This is a genomic window from Acinetobacter pittii ATCC 19004 = CIP 70.29 (assembly GCF_000369045.1).
GTDB classification, from domain to species: domain Bacteria; phylum Pseudomonadota; class Gammaproteobacteria; order Pseudomonadales; family Moraxellaceae; genus Acinetobacter; species Acinetobacter pittii.
Genome location: NZ_KB849786.1, coordinates 396,361 through 416,678 on the forward strand (window position 1 = coordinate 396,361; position 20,318 = coordinate 416,678).

General features: G+C 37.3%; 18 protein-coding genes and 1 pseudogene. 11 read left to right on the top strand and 8 right to left on the bottom strand.

The window, feature by feature from the left end:
- Positions 1–210 precede the first annotated feature (210 nt).
- Complete coding sequence (locus F928_RS06080; protein ID WP_002118998.1) at positions 211–1,152, bottom strand: hypothetical protein; 942 nt, start codon at positions 1,150–1,152, stop codon at positions 211–213.
- Between the two features lie 246 nt (positions 1,153–1,398).
- Here F928_RS06080 and F928_RS06085 point away from each other — a divergent pair, with 246 nt between their 5' ends.
- Both F928_RS06085 and F928_RS06090 read left to right on the top strand, forming a co-directional pair.
- Positions 1,399–1,887, top strand: a complete 489-nt coding sequence (locus tag F928_RS06085; protein WP_078210287.1) for a YaiI/YqxD family protein — start codon at positions 1,399–1,401, stop codon at positions 1,885–1,887.
- A gap of 7 nt (positions 1,888–1,894) precedes the next feature.
- Positions 1,895–2,803 (top strand): DMT family transporter, encoded by a 909-nt coding sequence (locus tag F928_RS06090; RefSeq protein ID WP_002118971.1) that lies wholly within the window; start codon positions 1,895–1,897, stop codon positions 2,801–2,803.
- Between the two features lie 29 nt (positions 2,804–2,832).
- On the opposite strand, the pseudogene F928_RS22585 reads toward F928_RS06090, so the two are convergent.
- A pseudogene (locus F928_RS22585) lies at positions 2,833–2,934 on the bottom strand (PilZ domain-containing protein); the annotation flags it as partial.
- 128 nt (positions 2,935–3,062) lie between these two features.
- On the opposite strand from F928_RS22585, the gene lolC reads away from it, so the two are divergent.
- From lolC to comEC, 3 genes are all read left to right on the top strand, one after another.
- The gene (gene lolC, locus F928_RS06095; RefSeq protein WP_031944989.1) at positions 3,063–4,298 is read left to right on the top strand and encodes a lipoprotein-releasing ABC transporter permease subunit; all 1,236 of its coding nucleotides are present in this window, start codon (positions 3,063–3,065) and stop codon (positions 4,296–4,298) included.
- Positions 4,291–4,977 carry a lipoprotein-releasing ABC transporter ATP-binding protein LolD gene (gene lolD / locus F928_RS06100; RefSeq protein ID WP_002118798.1) on the top strand — a complete coding sequence of 229 codons (687 nt, stop codon included), beginning with the start codon at positions 4,291–4,293 and terminating at the stop codon, positions 4,975–4,977. Before lolC ends, lolD begins: the two co-directional genes overlap by 8 nt.
- A gap of 81 nt (positions 4,978–5,058) precedes the next feature.
- Positions 5,059–7,491, top strand: a complete 2,433-nt coding sequence (comEC, locus tag F928_RS06105; RefSeq protein WP_005073076.1) for a DNA internalization-related competence protein ComEC/Rec2 — start codon at positions 5,059–5,061, stop codon at positions 7,489–7,491.
- On the opposite strand, the gene F928_RS06110 is transcribed toward comEC, so the two are convergent.
- Complete coding sequence (locus F928_RS06110) at positions 7,444–8,427, bottom strand: lysophospholipid acyltransferase family protein (RefSeq protein WP_002118440.1); 984 nt, start codon at positions 8,425–8,427, stop codon at positions 7,444–7,446. The two genes, comEC and F928_RS06110, sit on opposite strands and share 48 nt — an antisense overlap.
- Positions 8,428–8,560: 133 nt before the next feature.
- Between F928_RS06110 and sppA the strand changes: the two genes are divergently transcribed.
- Positions 8,561–9,577 (top strand): signal peptide peptidase SppA, encoded by a 1,017-nt coding sequence (gene sppA, locus F928_RS06115; RefSeq protein WP_005067744.1) that lies wholly within the window; start codon positions 8,561–8,563, stop codon positions 9,575–9,577.
- A gap of 23 nt (positions 9,578–9,600) precedes the next feature.
- Positions 9,601–10,401, top strand: coding sequence for an alpha/beta fold hydrolase (locus tag F928_RS06120; protein ID WP_002118584.1), 801 nt, complete (start codon positions 9,601–9,603; stop codon positions 10,399–10,401).
- Between the two features lie 75 nt (positions 10,402–10,476).
- On the opposite strand, the gene purN is transcribed toward F928_RS06120, so the two are convergent.
- Together purN and purM are read right to left on the bottom strand one after the other, a co-directional pair.
- Positions 10,477–11,106: a phosphoribosylglycinamide formyltransferase gene (gene purN / locus F928_RS06125; protein ID WP_005073082.1), complete on the bottom strand. Its 630-nt coding sequence runs from the start codon at positions 11,104–11,106 to the stop codon at positions 10,477–10,479.
- Positions 11,103–12,173: a phosphoribosylformylglycinamidine cyclo-ligase gene (gene purM, locus F928_RS06130; RefSeq protein WP_005073084.1), complete on the bottom strand. Its 1,071-nt coding sequence runs from the start codon at positions 12,171–12,173 to the stop codon at positions 11,103–11,105. Before purM ends, purN begins: the two co-directional genes overlap by 4 nt.
- 135 nt (positions 12,174–12,308) lie before the next feature.
- On the opposite strand from purM, the gene cxpE reads away from it, so the two are divergent.
- The 4 genes from cxpE to F928_RS06150 all read left to right on the top strand — a co-directional run bounded on the left by cxpE (position 12,309) and on the right by F928_RS06150 (position 18,841).
- Positions 12,309–13,502, top strand: coding sequence for a chloramphenicol efflux transporter CxpE (gene cxpE / locus F928_RS06135; protein WP_002118385.1), 1,194 nt, complete (start codon positions 12,309–12,311; stop codon positions 13,500–13,502).
- A gap of 20 nt (positions 13,503–13,522) precedes the next feature.
- A complete protein-coding gene (hda, locus tag F928_RS06140) occupies positions 13,523–14,221 on the top strand; it encodes a DnaA regulatory inactivator Hda (RefSeq protein ID WP_002118656.1) in 699 nt (232 codons plus the stop codon).
- A 337-nt stretch (positions 14,222–14,558) separates the two neighbouring features.
- Positions 14,559–16,409 carry a rhombotarget A gene (rbtA, locus tag F928_RS06145; protein WP_002118838.1) on the top strand — a complete coding sequence of 617 codons (1,851 nt, stop codon included), beginning with the start codon at positions 14,559–14,561 and terminating at the stop codon, positions 16,407–16,409.
- Between the two features lie 14 nt (positions 16,410–16,423).
- On the top strand, positions 16,424–18,841 hold the full coding sequence (locus F928_RS06150) for a CSLREA domain-containing protein (RefSeq protein WP_005073087.1): 2,418 nt from the start codon (positions 16,424–16,426) through the stop codon (positions 18,839–18,841).
- A gap of 104 nt (positions 18,842–18,945) precedes the next feature.
- Here F928_RS06150 and F928_RS06155 read toward each other — a convergent pair whose 3' ends face one another.
- From F928_RS06155 to F928_RS06165, 3 genes are read right to left on the bottom strand one after another with little or no spacing between them, the layout of a single operon-like run.
- Entirely contained in the window at positions 18,946–19,335 is a 390-nt protein-coding gene (locus F928_RS06155; RefSeq protein WP_002118619.1) for a DUF3106 domain-containing protein, read from the bottom strand.
- On the bottom strand, positions 19,325–19,645 hold the full coding sequence (locus F928_RS06160; protein ID WP_002118556.1) for a hypothetical protein: 321 nt from the start codon (positions 19,643–19,645) through the stop codon (positions 19,325–19,327). The genes F928_RS06155 and F928_RS06160 overlap by 11 nt, the downstream gene beginning before the upstream one ends.
- Positions 19,635–20,249 carry an RNA polymerase sigma factor gene (locus F928_RS06165; RefSeq protein ID WP_002118814.1) on the bottom strand — a complete coding sequence of 205 codons (615 nt, stop codon included), beginning with the start codon at positions 20,247–20,249 and terminating at the stop codon, positions 19,635–19,637. The genes F928_RS06160 and F928_RS06165 overlap by 11 nt, the downstream gene beginning before the upstream one ends.
- Positions 20,250–20,318 lie beyond the last annotated feature (69 nt).

Here is a 20,318-nt window from a genome sequence, read left to right on the forward strand (position 1 = left end):
GAGGGCTTTATTTATTGAATAAGTTATAAATTAAAAAGGCACTAAACCAAACTGGTGCATGAATAGGGCAGCTAAGAACATACCCAAGACAAAAAAGCAAAACGCACCAGTATCGACCTTTACGCGCAGGCTACTGGATTGAATGAGGCTGGTAGTTTGTTCGGGTATAATCTTCATTCAATAACCTAATTATTAAAATATTAGTGAAATTCAATTAGTTTCACCCTTTTTAGCACAAATAGTCGCCTGAATCCAGATATTACCGCGAATATATTCACCAATATTAAAGTTTTTATACAAATCGTTTTTGGTCGCAATGCGCACTAATATGGCAGGAAGATCATCTTCTAAAACCAAAGTGACATCATAAAGGGTATATTCTGCCCCCATAAATGTCATAGAAGTTTTACCAACAATATTACCTTGGAACCATGCTTCATCTTCTTGACCAAGATTTTCGCCATATAAATAAGCGACCATTTTAGAAAAATCAACGGTTACAGGTTCTTGATCTTCTGGAGTTTTTGGTTGCCATTCATTAATGAGTTCCTGTAAGTTTTCAGGAGCAACACCATTATGTTCAGTTAAAATTGCATTTAATGCACGGTGATGTTTAATAGAAGCGGGGTCATCAACAATGATTTTTTCACCTGCTGGAACAGGTTCTAATTCATAAGCCCATGCATTAAATTGGACTTGATAGTTTTGATTTTTATCATATTGACAGTAGTTAACACTAAATAAATTATCAAATGCATAAACAGTTGTATTTTTATTTAATCTTAAACTTAACACGGCTTGTGTAGCAGAGTCGCAAGTAATGATGCGTTCAATTTTCGCATTATATTGATATGGACTTTCAAAACTTGGGAAGGCTGTTTTAAGCGCGCGAGGTTTTTGATTTTCAACAGCAATAATTTGATTGATGGTAACTTTTTGGTCTTGTGGACCTTGAATGAGCCAAAAAGATTGATCCATGTCTTCTTCATGTTCACACAAACCCATTGGCATTACAGGTGCATCAAGTGCCAGTCCTAACCATTTTGGTACATCTGTTTCGGGATGGGAGGTCAATAGATTCCAATGTTCTCCATGACTACCAAAATTTTGGTCATTTACTTTAATAACTTCTGGACTGTTTTGATTTTTCATAAGCACGATGCTGTTGGGTTCACATTACTTGTTATATTAAATCGAGGGTGTTTGCTATTTTTCAAGTCACCATATGTAAATTCTCTTGTAAAAGCGCGTATTTAGTCATTTAATGGGAAGCAACGTTTCTATTTATAAGTTAAAAGTACGTTTAACTTATAAAAAATTTAAATGTTGAAATTAAAAATCAGTTTAATCGTTATTTTTACTCACCTTAGAAAAGCATCTGTTAGACTAATATTTTTAGTGGAAATAGAGAATAACGTGCTGCCATTTAAGCTATGGGTAGACGCAGACGCCTTACCGAAAATTTTACGTGAAGTGATTTTACGTGCATCAGATCGTTATCAATTAGAAGTCATTTTTGTAGCCAATCAAAATGTTGGGATTACGCCTTCTGTTCGTATTAAATCAATACAGGTTTTAAGTGGTGCCGATCAGGCAGATAAAGAAATAGTTGATCGTATGGTTGAAAATGACATTGTCATTACGCAGGATATTCCACTGGCAGCTCAGGTGATCGAGAAAGGTGGAGTTGCTATTCATCCCCGTGGTGAAGTCTATACAACGGCGAATGTTAAAGCGCGTTTACATCTACGTGATTTCATGGATACGCTCCGTGGTGCAGGTGTGCAAACTGGTGGACCGCCTCCTATTTCCGAACGAGATAAACGTGAATTTTCAAGTTCATTAGATCAAACGATTTTAAAGCAAAAACGTAAAACAGCTAAGTGAGCATCGCATGCCATCGCAAACCAATTTGGCTCTAACCTATGCCTTGTTAGTGTTTATCTGGGCAACAACTCCGTTGGCAATTGTCTGGAGTGTGTCTGATCTACATCTGATGTGGGCATTGTTATTACGCTTTTTTATTGCATTGCCTTTGGCTGTCATCATATTACTAATTTTGAGAACACCTTTTCCAACGCATCGACAAGCAGTTCATAGCTACATTGCCGGATCTTTTAGCTTAATTGGTTCTCAAATTTTCACTTATGCCGCGACCCAATATTTAAGTTCAGGCATGATTGCGCTTATGTTTGGCTTAGCACCGATTATGGCGGGGCTTATTGGTCGGTTTGCTTTTGGCCAACAACTTTATAAGCTGCAATGGTTGGGTATGGCAATTGCGGTCTGTGGGTTAGCTATTATTTGTCTGAGCGGTGCGAATCAGCATGTACACCCGTTTGGTATTGTTCTTATGCTGATCAGTGTATTTGTTTATTCATTTTCAATTTTCTGGGTCAAGAAAGTTAATGCACAGATCCAGCCGATGGCTCAGGCAACAGGCTCTATTTTAGTGTCTTCTATTTTTGCTAGTTGTTTTATTCCATTTATTTGGCAATATGCACCAACACATTTGCCAGAAGCCAAATCTTTATTTGCCTTAATTTATACGGTACTTATGGCATCACTCGTTGCCATGTTCTGTTATTTCAAACTTATACAAAATATTCAGGCAACAACTTTATCTTTAACAACGGTTATTACACCTATGTTAGCGATGATGATTGGGGCTGCTTTAAACCATGAACAACTTTCAATTATGGTTTTTGTAGGCGCTTTCATTATCTTGTCTGGACTCTTTTTATATTTCTATAAAGACATTCAGGCAAACCGGAATTTTGCTCAACATATGAAGTCTAAATAGGAGAAGATTTGGGTAATTTGTTGAGCTTATTCATTAAATTGTTCTAATTCGTAGCGAAATGCACGATCAAATTGATCTCCCAACTTAACTAGTAGAAAATAGCGCAGCAATATAATATTAGGATTATTAAGGATAAGTCAGAACTTACTGATTTTTAAACCTTAATACAGCATCTAACGGTATGGCCAAATAGTAGATGTGGGTGCAATTTGCCATCAACATCTTATATTTTCCATCAATGACCTTGGATTTAGAAGGTATGTTTAAACCAATCTCACTGTATATAGGGTTGAGATATACTCGCGCAAGACGTAGTAATCATTTTATTTCTTTTATTGCATTGGTTTCGATGGTCGGTTTGACACTAGGTGTCGCTGTGCTGATTACAGTACTTTCTGTCATGAACGGTTTCGATCGCGAATTGAAAAACCGTGTGTTAGGAATGGTGCCGCAAGCAACAGTTTCATCTACACAAATCCTCACGGATTGGCCTGAACTCGTGAAGCGAGTTGAACATCATCCACATGTAACAGGGGTTGCACCTTTTACACAATTGCAAGGTATGTTAACTGCGCAAGGGCAAGTCGCTGGTATTATGGTGACGGGTATTGACCCAAAATATGAAAAGAATGTCTCTATTATTCAAAATCATATTGTTGCCGGGAGTTTAGATTCACTTAAAAAGGGTGAATTTGGTATTGTGCTTGGTAAAGATATGGCTGATTCATTGGGCTTACGTCTAAATGACAGCGTGACATTGGTTTTACCAGAAGCAACGCCATCTCCAGCAGGTGTTGTACCTCGTTTCAAGCGTTTTAAAGTGGTTGGTATTTTTAGTGTAGGCGCTGAAGTCGACTCTATGGTGGGTTATATCGCCCTATACGATGCTTCAACCTTATTACGCTTACCAGATGGTGCCCAAGGTGTCCGTTTAAAACTAGATGATATTTTTGCAGCGCCACAAGTTGCTGACGACTTAGTAAAAAGTTTACCAAACAATTTCTATGCTACGAACTGGACCTATACGCATGGTAATTTATTTAATGCCATTCAAATGGAAAAAACTCTAGTCGGTTTATTGCTTGTCCTTATTATTGTGGTTGCAGCATTTAATATTGTTTCATCATTGGTCATGGTGGTGACTGATAAAAAATCTGATATCGCAATTTTGCGTACATTAGGTGCTTCGCCGTCGATGATCACTAAAATATTTATGGTTCAAGGTACCGTGATTGGGGTGATTGGTACAGTTGCAGGTACGGTTTTAGGTGTAATTTTAGCTTTAACCATTAGCGATATCATTTCATGGTTTAACAATGTGTTGGGCTTAAATCTATTTGATGCTTACTTTGTACATTACCTTCCTTCTTATTTGAGATGGCAAGATGTGACGATTATCGTGATTGTTTCTTTACTTTTAAGCTTCTTGGCGACTATTTATCCGGCGCTTCGTGCTGCCAAAGTTCAACCTGCCGAGGCTCTGCGCTATGAGTAAAATTGTTTTAGAAGCGAAAGAAATATATAAACATTTTGATGACGGTAAATCTAAAGTTGAAGTCATTAAAGGTCTTTCTTTACAAGTTGAAGCAGGGCAGTTTGTTTCGATTGTTGGTGCGAGTGGTTCTGGTAAAAGTACTTTGCTTCATGTACTAGGTGGTTTAGAGCAGCCAACTCAAGGGCAAGTATTTTTAAATGGTCAGCGTTTTGATAATTTAGGTGAAGCTGAACGTGGTTTTCAGCGCAACCAATACCTCGGTTTTGTTTATCAATTTCATCATTTATTACCTGAGTTTTCTGCGCTTGAAAATGTCGCGATGCCTTTAATGCTTCGTGCAGATAGCCAATTTAAATCTGTAAAAGCGCAAGCTGAATATTTACTTGATCGAGTTGGGTTATCTCATCGTATGGATCATAAGCCAGGGGAGCTTTCGGGTGGTGAGCGCCAACGTGTGGCTTTAGCGCGTGCTTTAGTCACTAAACCTGCGGTTGTTCTGGCTGATGAACCTACAGGTAATTTAGACCGTAAAACAGCTCTAGGTATTTTTGAGTTACTGACCGATCTGAAGAAAGAACTCAACATGGCGATGTTAATTGTGACCCATGATGAGCATTTAGCTCAGGCTGCTGATTCTATTTTGCATATGCAAGATGGACTATGGGTGAGTGGTTCTTAAAAATTGTCATTAAATCACATTGTTAAAGCCCACTGAGTTGGGCTTTAATTTTGCCCCTAAAAAGATAACGATATGACTTGAATGTTAAAACTTATTTTAATGGGGTGGATTGGGGGTATTGTATTTATGGGGATAGATATCCCTTTAATAATGCAATATGGGTGGTTAGGTAAAGTCTTGCTTGTTATCGGCTTTATTCTTTATATTTTTAAGAGAAATTTATTCTTAAATCGCCCCATATTAAAAGCTATTTACTGTCTAGTCTGTGCTATTAGTCTTTTTACTATAGGATATCAATATGCTCAGCATGCCTTAAATGAAAGATTAGAACTGCGACAAATGCAGCTTAAATCTTTAGATATTATCGTGTATGTCGATCGTATAAGTGAAGAAAAAGAAGATAAAACACAACAACCCGTTCAGGTACTAGGGCAGTCCCTACATCCCGTCAATTGGCTATTATATTTAAAAAATCAAAAAGTAATCTCAGCTATAGATGAGCCAAAATTACAATTAGGTCATTATTATCGAATTTCTGGCAAAACCAAACCTGCTCATAGTTACGCAGTGGCTGGTGTTTTTGACCAAGAACAATGGTTCATTCAACGAAATATAATGTCCGCTTTTAGTGTTCAGCATATTGAGCCTTTAAGCTCCGATGAAATTTATCAGTTGGGTTATCAACATCATTTAAAAGAGCAACAAAAATTCTTTAACAGACAAAAGTTAAATGTAGAAAAGTTGCGCCTAACATTTAGATTAATGTTAAAACAATCTCCTTTGCAAAATAAAGGTCTGTTATTAGCTTTGTTAACAGGGGACGAAAGTCTCTTAAATGATGAGATTAAAAATCAATTTAAAGAATTAGGAGTCTCTCATCTGTTAGCCATTTCAGGGCCTCATGTACTCATTTTTGCTATCATGTTGTCTTGGGTATTACATCAATTAATAAGACGTTATTATCCGCAGCTTTATTTGCGTCAACCTAAACAAATTTGGACCATGATTCCATTATGTTTCGGTGTTTTGATTTATACGGCATTTGTTGGTTTTGAAATTCCTGCCTTAAGAACTTTACTCTCAGTATTTTTATTTGCTTCTTTGGTATTGATTAAAGTGCCTGTTAAACCATTTTCACTCTTGGTTTATAGTGCAAGTCTACTTTTACTTTTCGATCCCTTCAGTGTTTTATCCGCAGGTTTTTGGCTGTCTTATGGTTCTTGCTTTATTTTATTACGGATTTATCAAACTATAGAGCAGGCTCCAAATGTTGTTTCAACTAGTCTGTTATCTAGAATCATTCTTTTCAGTAAAATTTTAATTGAATCTCAAGGCAAAATATTTATTGCCTTATGTCCTCTAATGTTGATTTTCTTTCAACAGATTTCATGGGTTGCTCCTTTTACAAATATTATTGCAGTTCCTTTACTCGGAGGAGTGATTGTTCCTTTAAATATTTTTGCAGCTTGTGTATGGCTTATTTTTAACTCATTCGGAAATTTACTTTTTCAAATTAGTGATGTCCTGGTTAGTATAGTACTGTCATGTTTTAATCTTTTAGAAAAGTTATCTCTACCATTACAAGGTTTTAGCCTCACACCACTTGATTTAGTGTGCCTTAGCTTCGTTATTATTATCTTATTTTTACCGCGTGGGGTTTTACCCAAATCTTGGGGGCTAATATGCTGTTTACCCTTGATCATTCCAGATAAGTCGTCCCAGCAAGTTCAATTAAATATTATAGACGTAGGCCAAGGACAAGCGATTTTTCTACAACATCCAGAGCAGACATGGTTAATTGATACGGGTGGTTCTTATGATGAGAAGGCTTTTAGTATTGGTCAAAATGTGGTAATTCCATATTTACGTCAAAAGGGAATTAAGCAACTGGATCACGTCGTACTATCTCATCTTGATCAAGATCATAGCGGAGCATTTCCTTCTATTGCTCAGACTTTTCCTATTAAACAAGTCATATCAAATGAATTATGGAAAGAGCAAATTAGAGAACCATTTACTTATTGTCATCAAGGGCAAAAATTTCAATATCCACAATTAGATATTGAAATTCTTTGGCCTAAAGAAAAAGATTTAAACTTAGTTTCTTCAAATCAAAATCAATATTCTTGTGTGATTTATATTCATTTAAAACAGATAAATGGCTATCAAAATTATTTAATCATGGGCGATGCAGGGTTGGAAGCAGAATATCAACTCATGAAAGAGTATCCTGATTTAAAGGTAGATGTTTTGGTATTAGGTCATCATGGAAGTAAACATAGTTCGGCTTACGACTTCTTGGCGACGTTAAACCCCAAGCTTGTTGTTGCTTCTGCTGGCTTTAATAATCGTTATGGTCATCCAAGCAAAGAGGTTTTAGCGAGAGTACAAGAACTTAATATTCCGTTTAAAAGCACAGTTGAGCAAGGAACATTAAGCTTTGTATCTCGCAATCAAGAGATGGTTTTATACACTCGACGTTTCGAGCGTACTTGGCTTCACAGGAATTTGTGAAGCTTCTGCTTTAAGTCTATCTACAATTTGAAGTGCTTCATTTGGATCAATATTGTAAATATTATCTAAAGCTGGATTTGCTTTAAAACGTTTATAACTCCAGTGATAGTGTTCTGGATAATGTTGGATCAGTTGCTCAATGGCTTGATGAATAACAAAGGTTCCATCATCGGCACTACCTTCGTAAATTTTCTCATCCATAGGCTCAATATGCATTGTAAAACCGTCGTGTTCATTACGAATCGCATAAAGAAATAATGCTTTGGCTTTTGTTTTTTGGATGAGCTTGGCACTTAAATTACTTGAGGCAAGTGGTACACCAAAATAATTGATCATATCCCCACCAACATTAGGTGTATGGTCGGGTAAAATTACAGTGGTTTCGCCTTGTTTTAGTGCTTTAAAAATTTGTCGAACACCAGTCTCATCGGTAGGTACCAAGTTGGCTTGTTCACGACTACGTGCTTCTCGAACAAAACGGTCTGCATCTTCATTTTTTACAGGCTTGTATAAAATAGTCATGGAAGTGAACTGGGCACACCAAGCATTCATGATTTCCCATGTACCAAAATGTGGAACAATCAATACCACACCTTTTTTTGCTGCCAGTGCTTCATGAAAGTAATGTTCACCCTCAATATGGTGAATTCTTGAAATATTCTTACTATTTGATGAGCCCCAAATACTTAAAAACTCGAAGTATGAGGTTAACTCGTTACGAATAGCTTGTTGTGTAATATCTATTCGTTGCTGTGGTGTTAAGTGGGGAAGTGCAATTTGTAAGTTAAGTTCTATACTTTTTGATGTTCTAGTAATTTTTAAAGTATTGACTAACCCTGCCAACATACGGGCAATAAAACGTCCAAATTGAATGGGTTGACGGCTAAAAGTTTTGAGTAAGTAATAGTTCATGCTTTTTACATCTAGTTTGGTCATCTATCGCGGTAAAAAGGAGGCAACAAGTAAAAAAAGATAAAAATATTATAAATGAAATCATATAATTTAGACAGTTTTTATCAAATCAACGTATATAATGACATCATTTTAGATTGATTTGGATTGGAATTTTATGTCCGATTGGCCACCAAAACCACAAAATGAACCTATAATCCCTAAACAAAATGGACCAGAATGGCAAATTCTTGAGAAGGCTGTACTTGCTTCAGTAGAAGAGCAACGCCGTAGTCGTCGTTGGGGTATCTTCTTTAAAACATTAACTTTTATTTATCTATTATTCATTATTGTACTCATGGGCAAAGGCTGTTCAACCAGCAAAGAAGGCTCTGCTGTAAGTAGCAGTAGTGCTCATTTGGCAGTGGTGGATATTATTGGAACAATTGATGCTTCGAGTAATCAAGCGGTAAATAGTGAAGATACGAATAAAGCGCTTAAACGTGCTTTTGAAGCCTCAAATAGTAAGGCTGTTGCACTTAACATTAACTCACCTGGCGGTTCTCCAGTTCAGTCTGATGAAATCTGGCAGGAAATTCGTTATTTGAAAAAACAGCACCCTGATAAGAAAGTTTATGCCGTTATTGGTGATATGGGGGCATCGGGTGCGTACTATATCGCTTCTGCTGCGGATGAGATTATTGTCAACCCATCAAGTTTAGTGGGCTCAATTGGTGTAATCATGCCTAACTATGGCATTACTGGTTTAGCTCAGAAGCTCGGTATTGAAGACCGCACTTTAACTGCCGGAACGAATAAAGACATTTTAAGTATGACAAAACCGATTGATCCTGCTCAAAAGCAACATATTCAATCTGTTCTTGATAATGTTCATACTCACTTTATTACCGCAGTGAAAGAAGGCCGTGGTAAGCGTTTAAAATCGAATGATCCAGCTATTTTTTCTGGCTTATTCTGGACGGGTGAACAAGCAATTCAATTAGGTGTTGCTGACCGTTCAGGTAATATTACGAGCTTGATGCGTGAACTAAACCTTGATAATAAAGTTGACTACACAATTGAGCGTAACCCACTACAATCCATTTTGGGTCGTATGGGGGCACAAATCGGGCAAGGAGTAAGTGAATCTATTGCTCAAGAAGTGCAGACTAGTCAAAGCGCAAAATTACAATAAATCTGTATTTTTAGGATAACGGTATGTCAATGAAACCGGTTATACACTTTGCGCATGCCAATGGTGTGCCATCTATGGTGTATCAAAAATTGTTTGATCAATTAAAAGATGAGTATGACGTAATTTATGTTCCACTCATTGGTCCTGACAAACGTTATCCTGTGACTAACCATTGGCCTGCTTTGGTTGATCAAGTTATTGATAGTATTGTGCGTCAGGCGAAAGGACGTAAAGTCATCGGATTAGGCCATTCTCTTGGTTCGGTTTTAACATTGATGGCATCTTTTCGACGTCCTGAACTGTTTTCTCAAGTCATTATGTTAGATCCGCCTCTTATTTTAGGGCGATATTCGTTTGCTTTTCATATGGCAAAGTTATTTCGCCCTAAATTGGTTGATGCGATGACACCGGCGGGCTTATCTGCACGTCGCCGTGAACATTGGGAGTCGAGAGAGCAGGCGGCTGAGTTACTTCGTCCTAAAGGATTTTATAAAGATTTTGATGAAGATTGTTTTCAGGCTTATATTGATTATGCTTTGAAAGAAGATTCGATTCGCGGTGGAGTAACTTTAACGATTTCTCGTGAAGATGAAGTTGCAATTTTCCGTAAAAATCCTTCTTGGTGGTGGCTGCCTATGCCAAAACCTAAGATGCCTGTGCATTTAGTTGTGGGTAAAGGAAGTGATTTCTTAAAAAGAGGCTTTCCTCAAATGGCAAAGCGAAAAATGGGAATCCCATTTACTGTGGTTGAAGGGGGTCATATGTTCCCTCTAGAGCATCCTATTGATACAGTAAATTCTATAAAGAAATTGATTCATCATTAATTAAATTAATTTAAAGCTTATAAAAAAGGACATGCCAGCATGTCCTTTTTTATTTTTGCTTGTTAGTAAAATACTTTACCAACTTGCAAAACGAATAGGGTCTTTTAGAACTTGATTACGGAAATAGGCTTGCCCATCTTTCCATGTAAGTTGACCGTTACACAGCCACTCTGCAACTTGTGGGTAGATAAAGTGCTCAAGTGTGTGCACTCGATCTGCTAACGAAGCGACAGTATCATGTTCTTTAACTGATATAGCTGATTGGGCAATAGATTGACCAGAATCCAGTTCAGCAGTTACAAAGTGTACGGTACAACCATGCAAACGATCACCTGTGTTTAAAACACGTTGATGAGTATTCACACCTTTGTAAGCTGGAAGAAGCGAGGGATGTATATTCAGCATTTTCCCTTGCCATTTGTTGACAAAGGTTGGTGTTAAGATACGCATGAAGCCAGCTAAAATAACTACATCTACTTCCCAAGCTAAGAGTTGCTGATGCATTGCCTCATCAAACACTTCGCGCGTTGGAAAGTCTTTATGGGAGATAACAGCGGTAGCAATATTGGCTTTTTGAGCACGCTCTAGGGCATAAGCATCTGCTTTATTAGACAGTACACCTACAATTTGCCCTGATAGATTTGCATCTATCAAGGCCTGTAAATTACTGCCATTCCCAGAGACTAGAACAGCAATTTTTATCATGCAAAGATCACACGAATTTTTTCGTCTGCACCTTCCACTGACTCAGCATTTTCTTGGATATATCCAATTTTCCAAGCTTTTTCACCTTGAGCATTAAGTACTTCAATTGTTTTTTCAGCATCATTTGCATCAACAGCAATAACCATACCTACGCCACAGTTAAATGTACGGTACATTTCAAAGCGTTCTACATTGCCTTCACGTTGTAGAAGTTGGAACAATTCAGGCCATTCCCAAGAAGATTCATCAATAACTGCTTGTGCACCATTTGGCAATACACGAGGTAAGTTACCTGGTAAACCACCACCAGTAATGTGCGCCATAGCATGAACATCAACTTGTTTGCAGAGTTCAAGAACTGGTTTTACATAAATACGAGTTGGTTCCATTGCTACATCAGCAAGCGGGCGACCATCAATCGTTTGAGTTAAATCAACGTTTTTAACGTCTAAAATTTTACGTAGTAATGAGTAACCATTGGAGTGAGCACCACTTGATGCAACACCAATAAGTACGTCACCAGACTTTACTTTAGAGCCATCAATAATTTTGCTTTGCTCAACAACACCAACTGCAAAACCAGCAAGGTCGTAATCTTCGCCTTCGTACATGCCTGGCATTTCTGCGGTTTCACCACCTACAAGTGCGCAACCTGCAAGCTCACAACCTTTACCAATACCAGTAACAACATTTGCAGCAACGTCAACATTTAAGTGACCAGTCGCGTAATAATCAAGGAAGAATAATGGTTCTGCGCCACAAACTAAAAGGTCATTTACACACATAGCCACAAGGTCTTGGCCGATTGTGTCATGACGATTGAGATTAAGGGCCAAACGTAATTTAGTTCCTACACCATCGGTTCCAGAAACTAAAACAGGCTCTTCATAACCTTTAGGAATTTTGCATAGTGCACCAAAGCCACCAAGCCCGCCCATTACTTCAGGACGACTTGTACGTTTAGCGACTGACTTGATACGATCGACCAGTGCGTCGCCCGCTTCAATGTCGACACCCGCATCTTTGTAGCTTAAACCGGTATTTGGGGTAGAAGTTGAGTTGCTCATAAATGAAGTCTCCGCATTGGCGGCAGATTATAACCTGAATATACGAAACTCTTATGTTATTTATGCTCGAAAATGCTATCTTTAATAAAAATATTTTTTCATTTATAACGATTAAATCAAAAAAGGCTAGATTTTATGCAAGATCGTATACTGCGCCGTATTTTTTTACTCGCAGGTATTGTATTGCTGGTATGGGTGTTGTACTTACTCAAGCCTGTAGTCATTCCTTTTATCGGTGCTTTTTTCCTGGCTTATTTATTCAGTCCACTTGTTGATGTGCTGGTAAAAATGAAATTGCCTCGCTGGTTAGCAATTAGCGTGGTATTCGTCGGAATAGGTGTAACCTTAACTATTGCACTCTGGTATTTAGTTCCACTGATTTGGAAACAATTAGTTTATGCCCGAGATAGTATTCCAGCAGGTATTCACTGGATTAATGCTACCTTTTTACCTTGGGTGTCTTCGACATTTAATGTCCAGCAAATGGAAATTGACACAGAGCAGTTGTCTAAAGCTGTCATGGAATATGTCCAAACAAACTATAGCGCAGACAGCATTCAGGCAGTGTTATTAAAACTGGCTCAATCTGGTTTGAATTTTATTCAGATTGGTGGAACAGTGGTTTTAATTCCAATCATTGCTTTCTATTTCTTGCTTGATTGGGAACGTATGTTACAAAACTTACGCCGTCTCATCCCACGTCCATATGAAGCAACTACTTTACAGATCGTTGGTGAATGCCATAGCGTTTTAGGGGCATTTGTTAAAGGTCAGTTTCTTGTCATGCTATTGCTTGGCGTAGTGTATGCAGTTGGTTTACAGCTCATCGGTTTGGAAGTTGGCCTGATTATTGGTATGGTGGCAGGGCTTGCTAGTATTATTCCTTATTTAGGTTTTGCCGTAGGTATTATTGCCGCTGTTATTGCCAGCCTGTTCCAGTTTGGCTTGGATTGGATGCATCTATTACTGGTTGGTATCGTCTTTATGATTGGTCAAGCGGTAGAAGGCTATATCTTACAGCCATTCCTACTGGGTGATAAAATTGGCTTATCTCCTGTAGCAGTTGTTTTTGCAGTATTGGCAGGTGCACAACTTGCAGGTTTCTTGGGAATGTTAATTGCATTGCCTGTTGCTGCGGTTATTGTAGTGTTGTTGAAGCATTTAAGAGAGAATTACGAAAGAAGCTCACTTTACGCTCCACCATCTACATTAGTGATCCAACATGGCGATATTGAGCAAATTCATGTACAAACCGAAAGCACTAAGCTTGATCTTGAAGTTAAAACACAGCAAGATACAGATGAACTAAAATCTCCTAACCAGAAATAATTTCAAGGTTAATTCAATATATGCGTCAACTCCAACTGGATATAGAACCTCAACTTGATGCCCGAATCAGTGATTTTTCGGGACCGGGTTGGGGGCATGTAGTCGATGCCGTGCGTCAACTACATGCTGGTCTGGTGAGTAGGTTCTATATTTACGGTGGAGCGGGGACGGGGAAGAGTCATTTACTTTCTGCAATTTGTGATTCTTATTTAGAAATAGGCAAATCTGCTATTAAAGTATCTTTGCTCGAACTGCTTGATGCACCTATTGAGGCAATTACCTCTTTAGAACATTATGATCTTGTTGCTTTGGATGATATTGAATCGATTAGTGGTGTGCCTCACTGGCAGAAAGCTGTTTTTCATTTAATGAATAATCACGAAGGACAACTGGTGTTTTCGTCGCGTGTAGCACCGATTGAATTAAAGCTGGAATTACCAGACCTACAATCACGACTTACACAAGCCGTTAGTGTAAAAGTGCCAAGTGGAAGTCTATATGCAGACCGCTATGCCTTGGTGACATCTGTAATGGCTAGACGGGGTATTCACTTTGACCAACAAATTGTTGATTACTTATTATTACATGGTCCTCACCAAGCATCTCTTTTACTGCAAACTGTTGCTCAGTTAGAAAAACTACTCAAAGGTGAAAAAACAAAACTTTCTAATGCGACTTTAAGACAAATTTATGCTTTGATTGATGAGTATCAACAGTAGAGTTTCTAGCTTAAATTTGCTGTTTTGCTTAAATTAAACTCATACAATTTAAAAAATGGCTTTCCCTACATAAGTTTTTTTCATTTCAGAAAAGCTATATTTATAACTTATAAATTCTTTTTTAATTTTTTAATACGACAATTTTTTGTATTTAAAAAACTTTTTTAGGTCTACGAAGCTTTTTGTAATCTAGCTCAAAAATGACTCTAGAGACCGACCAAAATGTCTTGAGAAATTCTACTTCCTGTGACAAAGTACGCACAAAGGATGCGATTGCAAAAGCGGAAATTTTGCAATATTGACAAAGAAAAATGAAAAAAGATGTAAGGAGATGGGTATGCTCAAACGGAGCATTGCTTTTGCTTTATTGGCTGCTGCTGGACACGCTTATTCTGCCGATATTCAAGTCACAACTACAACTGATGAAGACGTCGATAACACGGTCTGTTCATTACGCGAGGCTGTCGAACTTTTAAATAAACTTAATTCAAGCGATTCTAAGGTTGTTGCGTCTGTAAAAGATGGTTATCGTGGCTGTGCTAGTGGTGACTCAAATAATATTATTTTGCAAAGAGATAAAGAGTACACACTTAATGAAAAAATAAAGATAACAGCTCCTCTGACAATTAGTACTGCTAAAAATGATTCTACGCTAGTTGATACCGATCAACCAGGTTCGCATAACGCTACAATAAAAATGATTGGTACTGATCAGTTATTTAAAATTGATGATGAAAGTATTGAAAAAGCATCAATTTCTGTTTCGCTAACTGATCTTAATTTACAAGGTGCGGGTTTAAAATTTAAAGCCGTCACTGGTGGTTTGATTGATAATCATGAAATATTGAAAATTCAAAACTCTCGTTTAATTGATGGATACGCAGCTCAAGGGGGAGCAATTTATAATAGAGGATTGGTCACGAAAAGTGGCCAGACCTATGGGTTCGTCACAATTACCAATACTCTTATTCAAAATAATAAAGCAACACAAGGTGGAGTAATTTATAGTGAGCAGCCTTTGTATTTGATCACGCAGTCTGTGATTCGAGACAATGAAGTTAGTTCTGCTGCTGGATCACTTTTCTTCAGTGCAAATAAATTTGATGATGAAAGTACAGGGGGATATTTAAGCCAGCGTTCTACCGGTCTGAGTAACAGTACTTTTTTTCATAATAAAGTAGGTTTTATTGCAAATGTTCAAGATGGGATGTTTGTTAATAACATTACGATGATTAAAAATGATAAAGGATTATTTCTAGATGCTCCCCAAGGTAATGCTTCTATTTCAAATAGTGTTTTAGTTGGAAATACGATCAACTGCCAGGCTACTAGTGCCGATAAAGCAATTATACAAAGTAATTTGGTGACAACAGAATGTAATAGAAATGCGACCTCTAAGCTCCCTAATATTCTTTATCCTGCTAATGAAAAATTAATAGCAGGTAGTACAGATGAGGGAGTATGCGATGTAACAGCGAAAGAAGGTTTATTTTGTCCTTTTAACACTCCTAAAGATAGTTTTTTAGGTTTTTTTAAGCCTCGACTTTTAGAAAGTTATAATACTTTAGCTGACTCCTTAATTATTAATAAAGGTCGTTTATATAGTGACGGCACTTCAGTCGGATTAGCAAGCTGTGAAAGTGTTGATCAACGTGGGAAAAAACGTAGCGGTTATGATGAGCTATGTGATCTTGGCGCGATTGAATATATTTTAGATACTGAGATATCCTCAGTAGGTCAAGATATTAGATATGGCCAAGTTGCAAAATTTAATATTCTTGGTTCTCTAAGTGAAGCAGATTTAGTGACTCCAGCTACGTGTAAGCGATTGTTTGGCGAGCGAGCTGATGGAAAAGAATGGCAACCGGGATGCCTTAGAATTAAACAAAGTACAGACACACCAGTTTCTAAAGGCAGTATAACTTTAGATCAAAATGGAAATGTAATTTATACGCCAAATGGGAACTGGCATGGCGCGGATATTTTTAGTATTCAGGTTGTTACGAGTGTGTCTCGATTTAATGAAGGCGTAGAGTTTCAATATATCACTATCCCGACAAGAATTGTTCAGGATCCTTTATCTGGAATTGAAGACAAATCTGTCAGTACCGGAGGTGGAGGTAGTGTTGGTGGGGCCTTTATTTTAGGTTTATTAGGTTTAATTGCTTTACGCCGTTTCAAGTCATAATCAGGGATGAGACTATGAAAAATTATAAGAAGGCATTATTAGCGTTAGCTGTGCTTGCAAATATGCCACTTTTTGCTGATACCACAAATAAAAGAATTGAGGTCACAACTTTTGCTGATGAAGATGGTGAAAATACGAACGCATGTTCATTAAGAGAAGCTATTAAAGTTGCAGAAACTCGTAAATCCGCTTATGGGTGTACTGTATTTAGCCTCGATACTGATCAGGTAATTCAGTTAAAAGCTGGAACTTATACTTTAAATAAAGAATTGGTGCCCAATGCTAATATTTCTATTTATGGCTATGGTGAACGTGAAGAAGATAAAATTTGGTCAGAAAAGAATGTTTTAACAAATGACTATCCTGCTCTACCAGAACTTAAAACACGTATTAATGCTGCGGGCAAGTCGCGTATATTTAACACAGCGGAAAATCAAAAAGCTCTATTCCTGCAAAATATTATTATAGAAAATGGTATAGCTTCAAATCAAGGTGGGGCTATTTATGCGGGTGGTAATGTTACATTATTAAATTCTCAAATTTTAAACTCTCAAGCTCCAAAAGGTGGAGCTGTTTTTCTTGGTGGTAGCGGAGTAAATTTATCAATAACTCATTCCCTCTTGCAAGGCAATCAAGCAAGTACTGGTAGCGTGTTAGCTATGAGTTGTAAAAATGGTACTGAGTATGCCAAACGAGAGGTTACTCTTACATCCTCAAGTATTATCAAGAATGGTTCGAGCAATTCTGCTAGTACATTTGAATTTTGTGGCGAGCCGAAAGCTACTTTTACAATTAATACAATTGCTCAAAATATTGCCAGCACTGTAAATGGGGTTATTTTAAAATTTACAGGAGATGCGATTCCTGGTAATACAACAAATCCATCAACTATTTTAAGTGGTGGAAGTAGTTTAAAGCTACAAAATAACACTATTGTTGAAAATAACGCACATACAACTTTCCTATATGACAGTTTAGGTGGGAAAGAATTGAATTTTAATATAATTGGATACAATCCAGTTGGATATGCTTGTCGATATTTAGCAGGCTCAGCAGCTGATTTGAAGAACTCAGGTCTTAGATTATCTTTTAATGCACTAAATTTAAGTAATAATACTGATAAATGTGATTTACCAACAGAGGTACTTTCGTCAGCTAATAAGACAATTGATATTTCAGGTGTTCCATTTAACTCTTTACTTGAGCGCCATGAAAAAGCTGAAGCAGTAACTGGTTTTTTACCACTTTATTTTCCATTGGTAGCTGCTGGAAAAGAAGATTTAATAGATGTAGACCCTGAGAGTAAAGCTATATGCGCTGATATAGATCAACGTGGTTTAGCTCGACTCCCAACTAATAAACTATATTATCAGCCCGATAACATTGCTCGTAATAGCTGTGATATAGGTTCAGTAGAACTAATGAAATTAACTGCTGGTGATTTAAGAGGTTTAGGCAACAGCTCTCTCACTACTTTACTTGAGGGATACCAAACCCAGTATGATACTGCAGAAAAAAATCTCACTAATCCACTTTATTCATATTTGTGGAATGTCTTAAAAATAGATTTGGCAAATTATAAAAATCTTCTTGATCAAACTAAAGCAAATGCAAAATACCGAGCGATCTATATTGATTTGAAGGCAAATGGCTTACCTTTGCCAAATGAAGATAGTAGCCATCTTCTAAAGTTTTTTAATAGTACGGACTATAATATTAGTCTTGAATCTGTTGGAACAGGATTGATAGATGACAAAGTTGCAAGCACGGAAAAAGACGATAAACTTTTTTGTGAGTGGAATAGTGCTTTACAGCAAATTATATTCTATCGATCGGATGATATTACTACTCAAGCTGGTGACTACAACTATTGTAAATATACGATTAGTAGTAAAGATGGTTCTACTCAATCATCTGGTCTTTTAGAAGCACGATTTGATAATGTTGCACCTGTAGCAAGTGATAGTAAAGTTGTATTCCAATATTTAGCAAATGAAATAATTCCATTAAATTTACTTAAATACGCAAATGATGATGGAGATGGTCCAGCTAATACACTTATTACAAAGCCTAATAAACCTCAGTTTGCAGACTTGCCTATATATTTGCCAAGTAAAACTTCAAAAGATGGAATTTTTACAGTAGTTAAGGCAGATAGAGAAGGCCCTTGTCCAGGTGAAGATAAGGATAATACTTGTTATGGTGGTAATATTTATATTCAAGCTAAAAATAGTTTTAATAACTTCAATGATACATTAACTTATTACGTATATGATGCTGATAATAAAATTTCAAATGCAGGTACTATCAGTTTAGTGAGTAGTAATACTACTGCTGGAGGTGGTAATAGTGGAGGCGGTGGTGGCAGCTTGGGAATTTTATCTTTAGCATCGTTACTTGGTTTAGCAGCTTATAGACGCTACCGTAAATAAACGATATAAAATAAAAAAGCCTCCAATTGGAGGCTTTTTTATAAGAAATGAAATCAAAATAATTGAGTGATTAGATTTCACCTATTTAATCACTAAACAATAAATTAGTGCTCTAAATACTTATTCATGTATTCTTCACGAATTGCTGTTCTTTCTTCACCATTCGCTTTAAGCATCCGCTCACGTAAGTCTTTTCGCTCTTGCGTACTCATTTTTTGCCATGCTTCACGCATTTTTTGTTTTTCAGCTTCAGGAAGTTGAGTAAACCAGTCCATACGTTGCTGTAAGTTGGTGCTTTGATTCGCTGGTAGCTCTTTTAAACTCTGGTAACGTTTAATGACTGCACGTTGCTCTTCTTCGGAAAGGGCATCCCATGTGTCATCCACTTGTGCATTGGCATCTTTAGAAAAAATCCAAAAGCGTTCAAAACCTGCAAAACTTGTCTGCAAGAAACTTAATGAACACAGGATAAGCGCTAACTTTTTAGCTGCCATGTTGTACTTTATCCTCACCCAACACCATTAACATCTCTAAATCTTCCACCATTTGTGGAGATAATTTAGGATTAACGATCACTTGATTTTGTGGCTTATCCACAATCTCGACTGAGTTAGGCAGAATAACAAAACCTGTAATTGCTGCGGCAAGTGCGAAACCAGTCATTTTCCAGACACTATAATAAGAGGCTGGTTTTTGTTGAATATGGTCAAGCACATGATTCATGACCACTGTTTTATTTTTATGGTGATCTGCCAAACTATCAAGTTTGGATGTCACCTTTTTAGTGAAATCATCATGATTCATCAGAACCTCCCAAGGGATTTAAATGTGCCAAGTATTCTCTAAGTCCCTGAATTGCTCGGTGATAATGGGTTTTCACACTACCTTCGGTACAGTTCATGATCTGAGCTGTTGTATGGGTGTCAAACCCTTCCCACGCACGTAACATAAATGCCTGTTGTTGACGAACAGGTAGTTTTTCAATTGCTTCCCGAATTTCCTCTATCGTTACTGCTTGATCGAGAAAATCTGCAGGATTAATAGCTTTTTCATCAACTACATCGATAACTTCGTCGTCGTCATTATCCAGACTAACTTTTTTGAAGAATGAAAATGGGTTTGCTCTACGAGCTTCTTTGCGGCGCCAATCTTGAAGTTTGTTATTCAAAATAGTGTAGAACAGGGGATACCATTCTTCAGTACTTTTATCGGCATAAGATTTGTGTAAAGCAATAAATGCTTCTTGAACCAAATCCATCGCAATACCTTGTTGACCTTGGGTAGCACTCTCCATCATTACCAAAGCACGACCAGTAACATCTTGCATGAAAACTTTCAGGCGTTGCTCAGCCGTGCTGGCATGAGCACTAGATGTTTCCGATCGAGACTTTTTCGGTGCTAAATCCATGGAGATGGAAAATCCTGTCATTGGACATACCCACCTTATCTTCAATATATCTCTCATATAACGTTGAAA

Excerpts from the sequence above, each read along its gene's own strand:
- F928_RS06080 (WP_002118998.1), bottom strand. The coding sequence starts at position 1,152 with ATGAAAAATCAAAACAGTCCAGAAGTTATTAAAGTAAATGACCAAAAT.
- F928_RS06090 (WP_002118971.1), top strand. The coding sequence starts at position 1,895 with ATGCCATCGCAAACCAATTTGGCTCTAACCTATGCCTTGTTAGTGTTT.
- lolC (WP_031944989.1), top strand. The coding sequence starts at position 3,063 with ATGTTTAAACCAATCTCACTGTATATAGGGTTGAGATATACTCGCGCA.
- lolD (WP_002118798.1), top strand. The coding sequence starts at position 4,291 with ATGAGTAAAATTGTTTTAGAAGCGAAAGAAATATATAAACATTTTGAT.
- comEC (WP_005073076.1), top strand. The coding sequence starts at position 5,059 with ATGTTAAAACTTATTTTAATGGGGTGGATTGGGGGTATTGTATTTATG.
- F928_RS06110 (WP_002118440.1), bottom strand. The coding sequence starts at position 8,427 with ATGACCAAACTAGATGTAAAAAGCATGAACTATTACTTACTCAAAACT.
- sppA (WP_005067744.1), top strand. The coding sequence starts at position 8,561 with ATGTCCGATTGGCCACCAAAACCACAAAATGAACCTATAATCCCTAAA.
- F928_RS06120 (WP_002118584.1), top strand. The coding sequence starts at position 9,601 with ATGTCAATGAAACCGGTTATACACTTTGCGCATGCCAATGGTGTGCCA.
- purN (WP_005073082.1), bottom strand. The coding sequence starts at position 11,106 with ATGATAAAAATTGCTGTTCTAGTCTCTGGGAATGGCAGTAATTTACAG.
- purM (WP_005073084.1), bottom strand. The coding sequence starts at position 12,173 with ATGAGCAACTCAACTTCTACCCCAAATACCGGTTTAAGCTACAAAGAT.
- cxpE (WP_002118385.1), top strand. The coding sequence starts at position 12,309 with ATGCAAGATCGTATACTGCGCCGTATTTTTTTACTCGCAGGTATTGTA.
- hda (WP_002118656.1), top strand. The coding sequence starts at position 13,523 with ATGCGTCAACTCCAACTGGATATAGAACCTCAACTTGATGCCCGAATC.
- rbtA (WP_002118838.1), top strand. The coding sequence starts at position 14,559 with ATGCTCAAACGGAGCATTGCTTTTGCTTTATTGGCTGCTGCTGGACAC.
- F928_RS06150 (WP_005073087.1), top strand. The coding sequence starts at position 16,424 with ATGAAAAATTATAAGAAGGCATTATTAGCGTTAGCTGTGCTTGCAAAT.
- F928_RS06155 (WP_002118619.1), bottom strand. The coding sequence starts at position 19,335 with ATGGCAGCTAAAAAGTTAGCGCTTATCCTGTGTTCATTAAGTTTCTTG.
- F928_RS06160 (WP_002118556.1), bottom strand. The coding sequence starts at position 19,645 with ATGAATCATGATGATTTCACTAAAAAGGTGACATCCAAACTTGATAGT.
- F928_RS06165 (WP_002118814.1), bottom strand. The coding sequence starts at position 20,249 with ATGGATTTAGCACCGAAAAAGTCTCGATCGGAAACATCTAGTGCTCAT.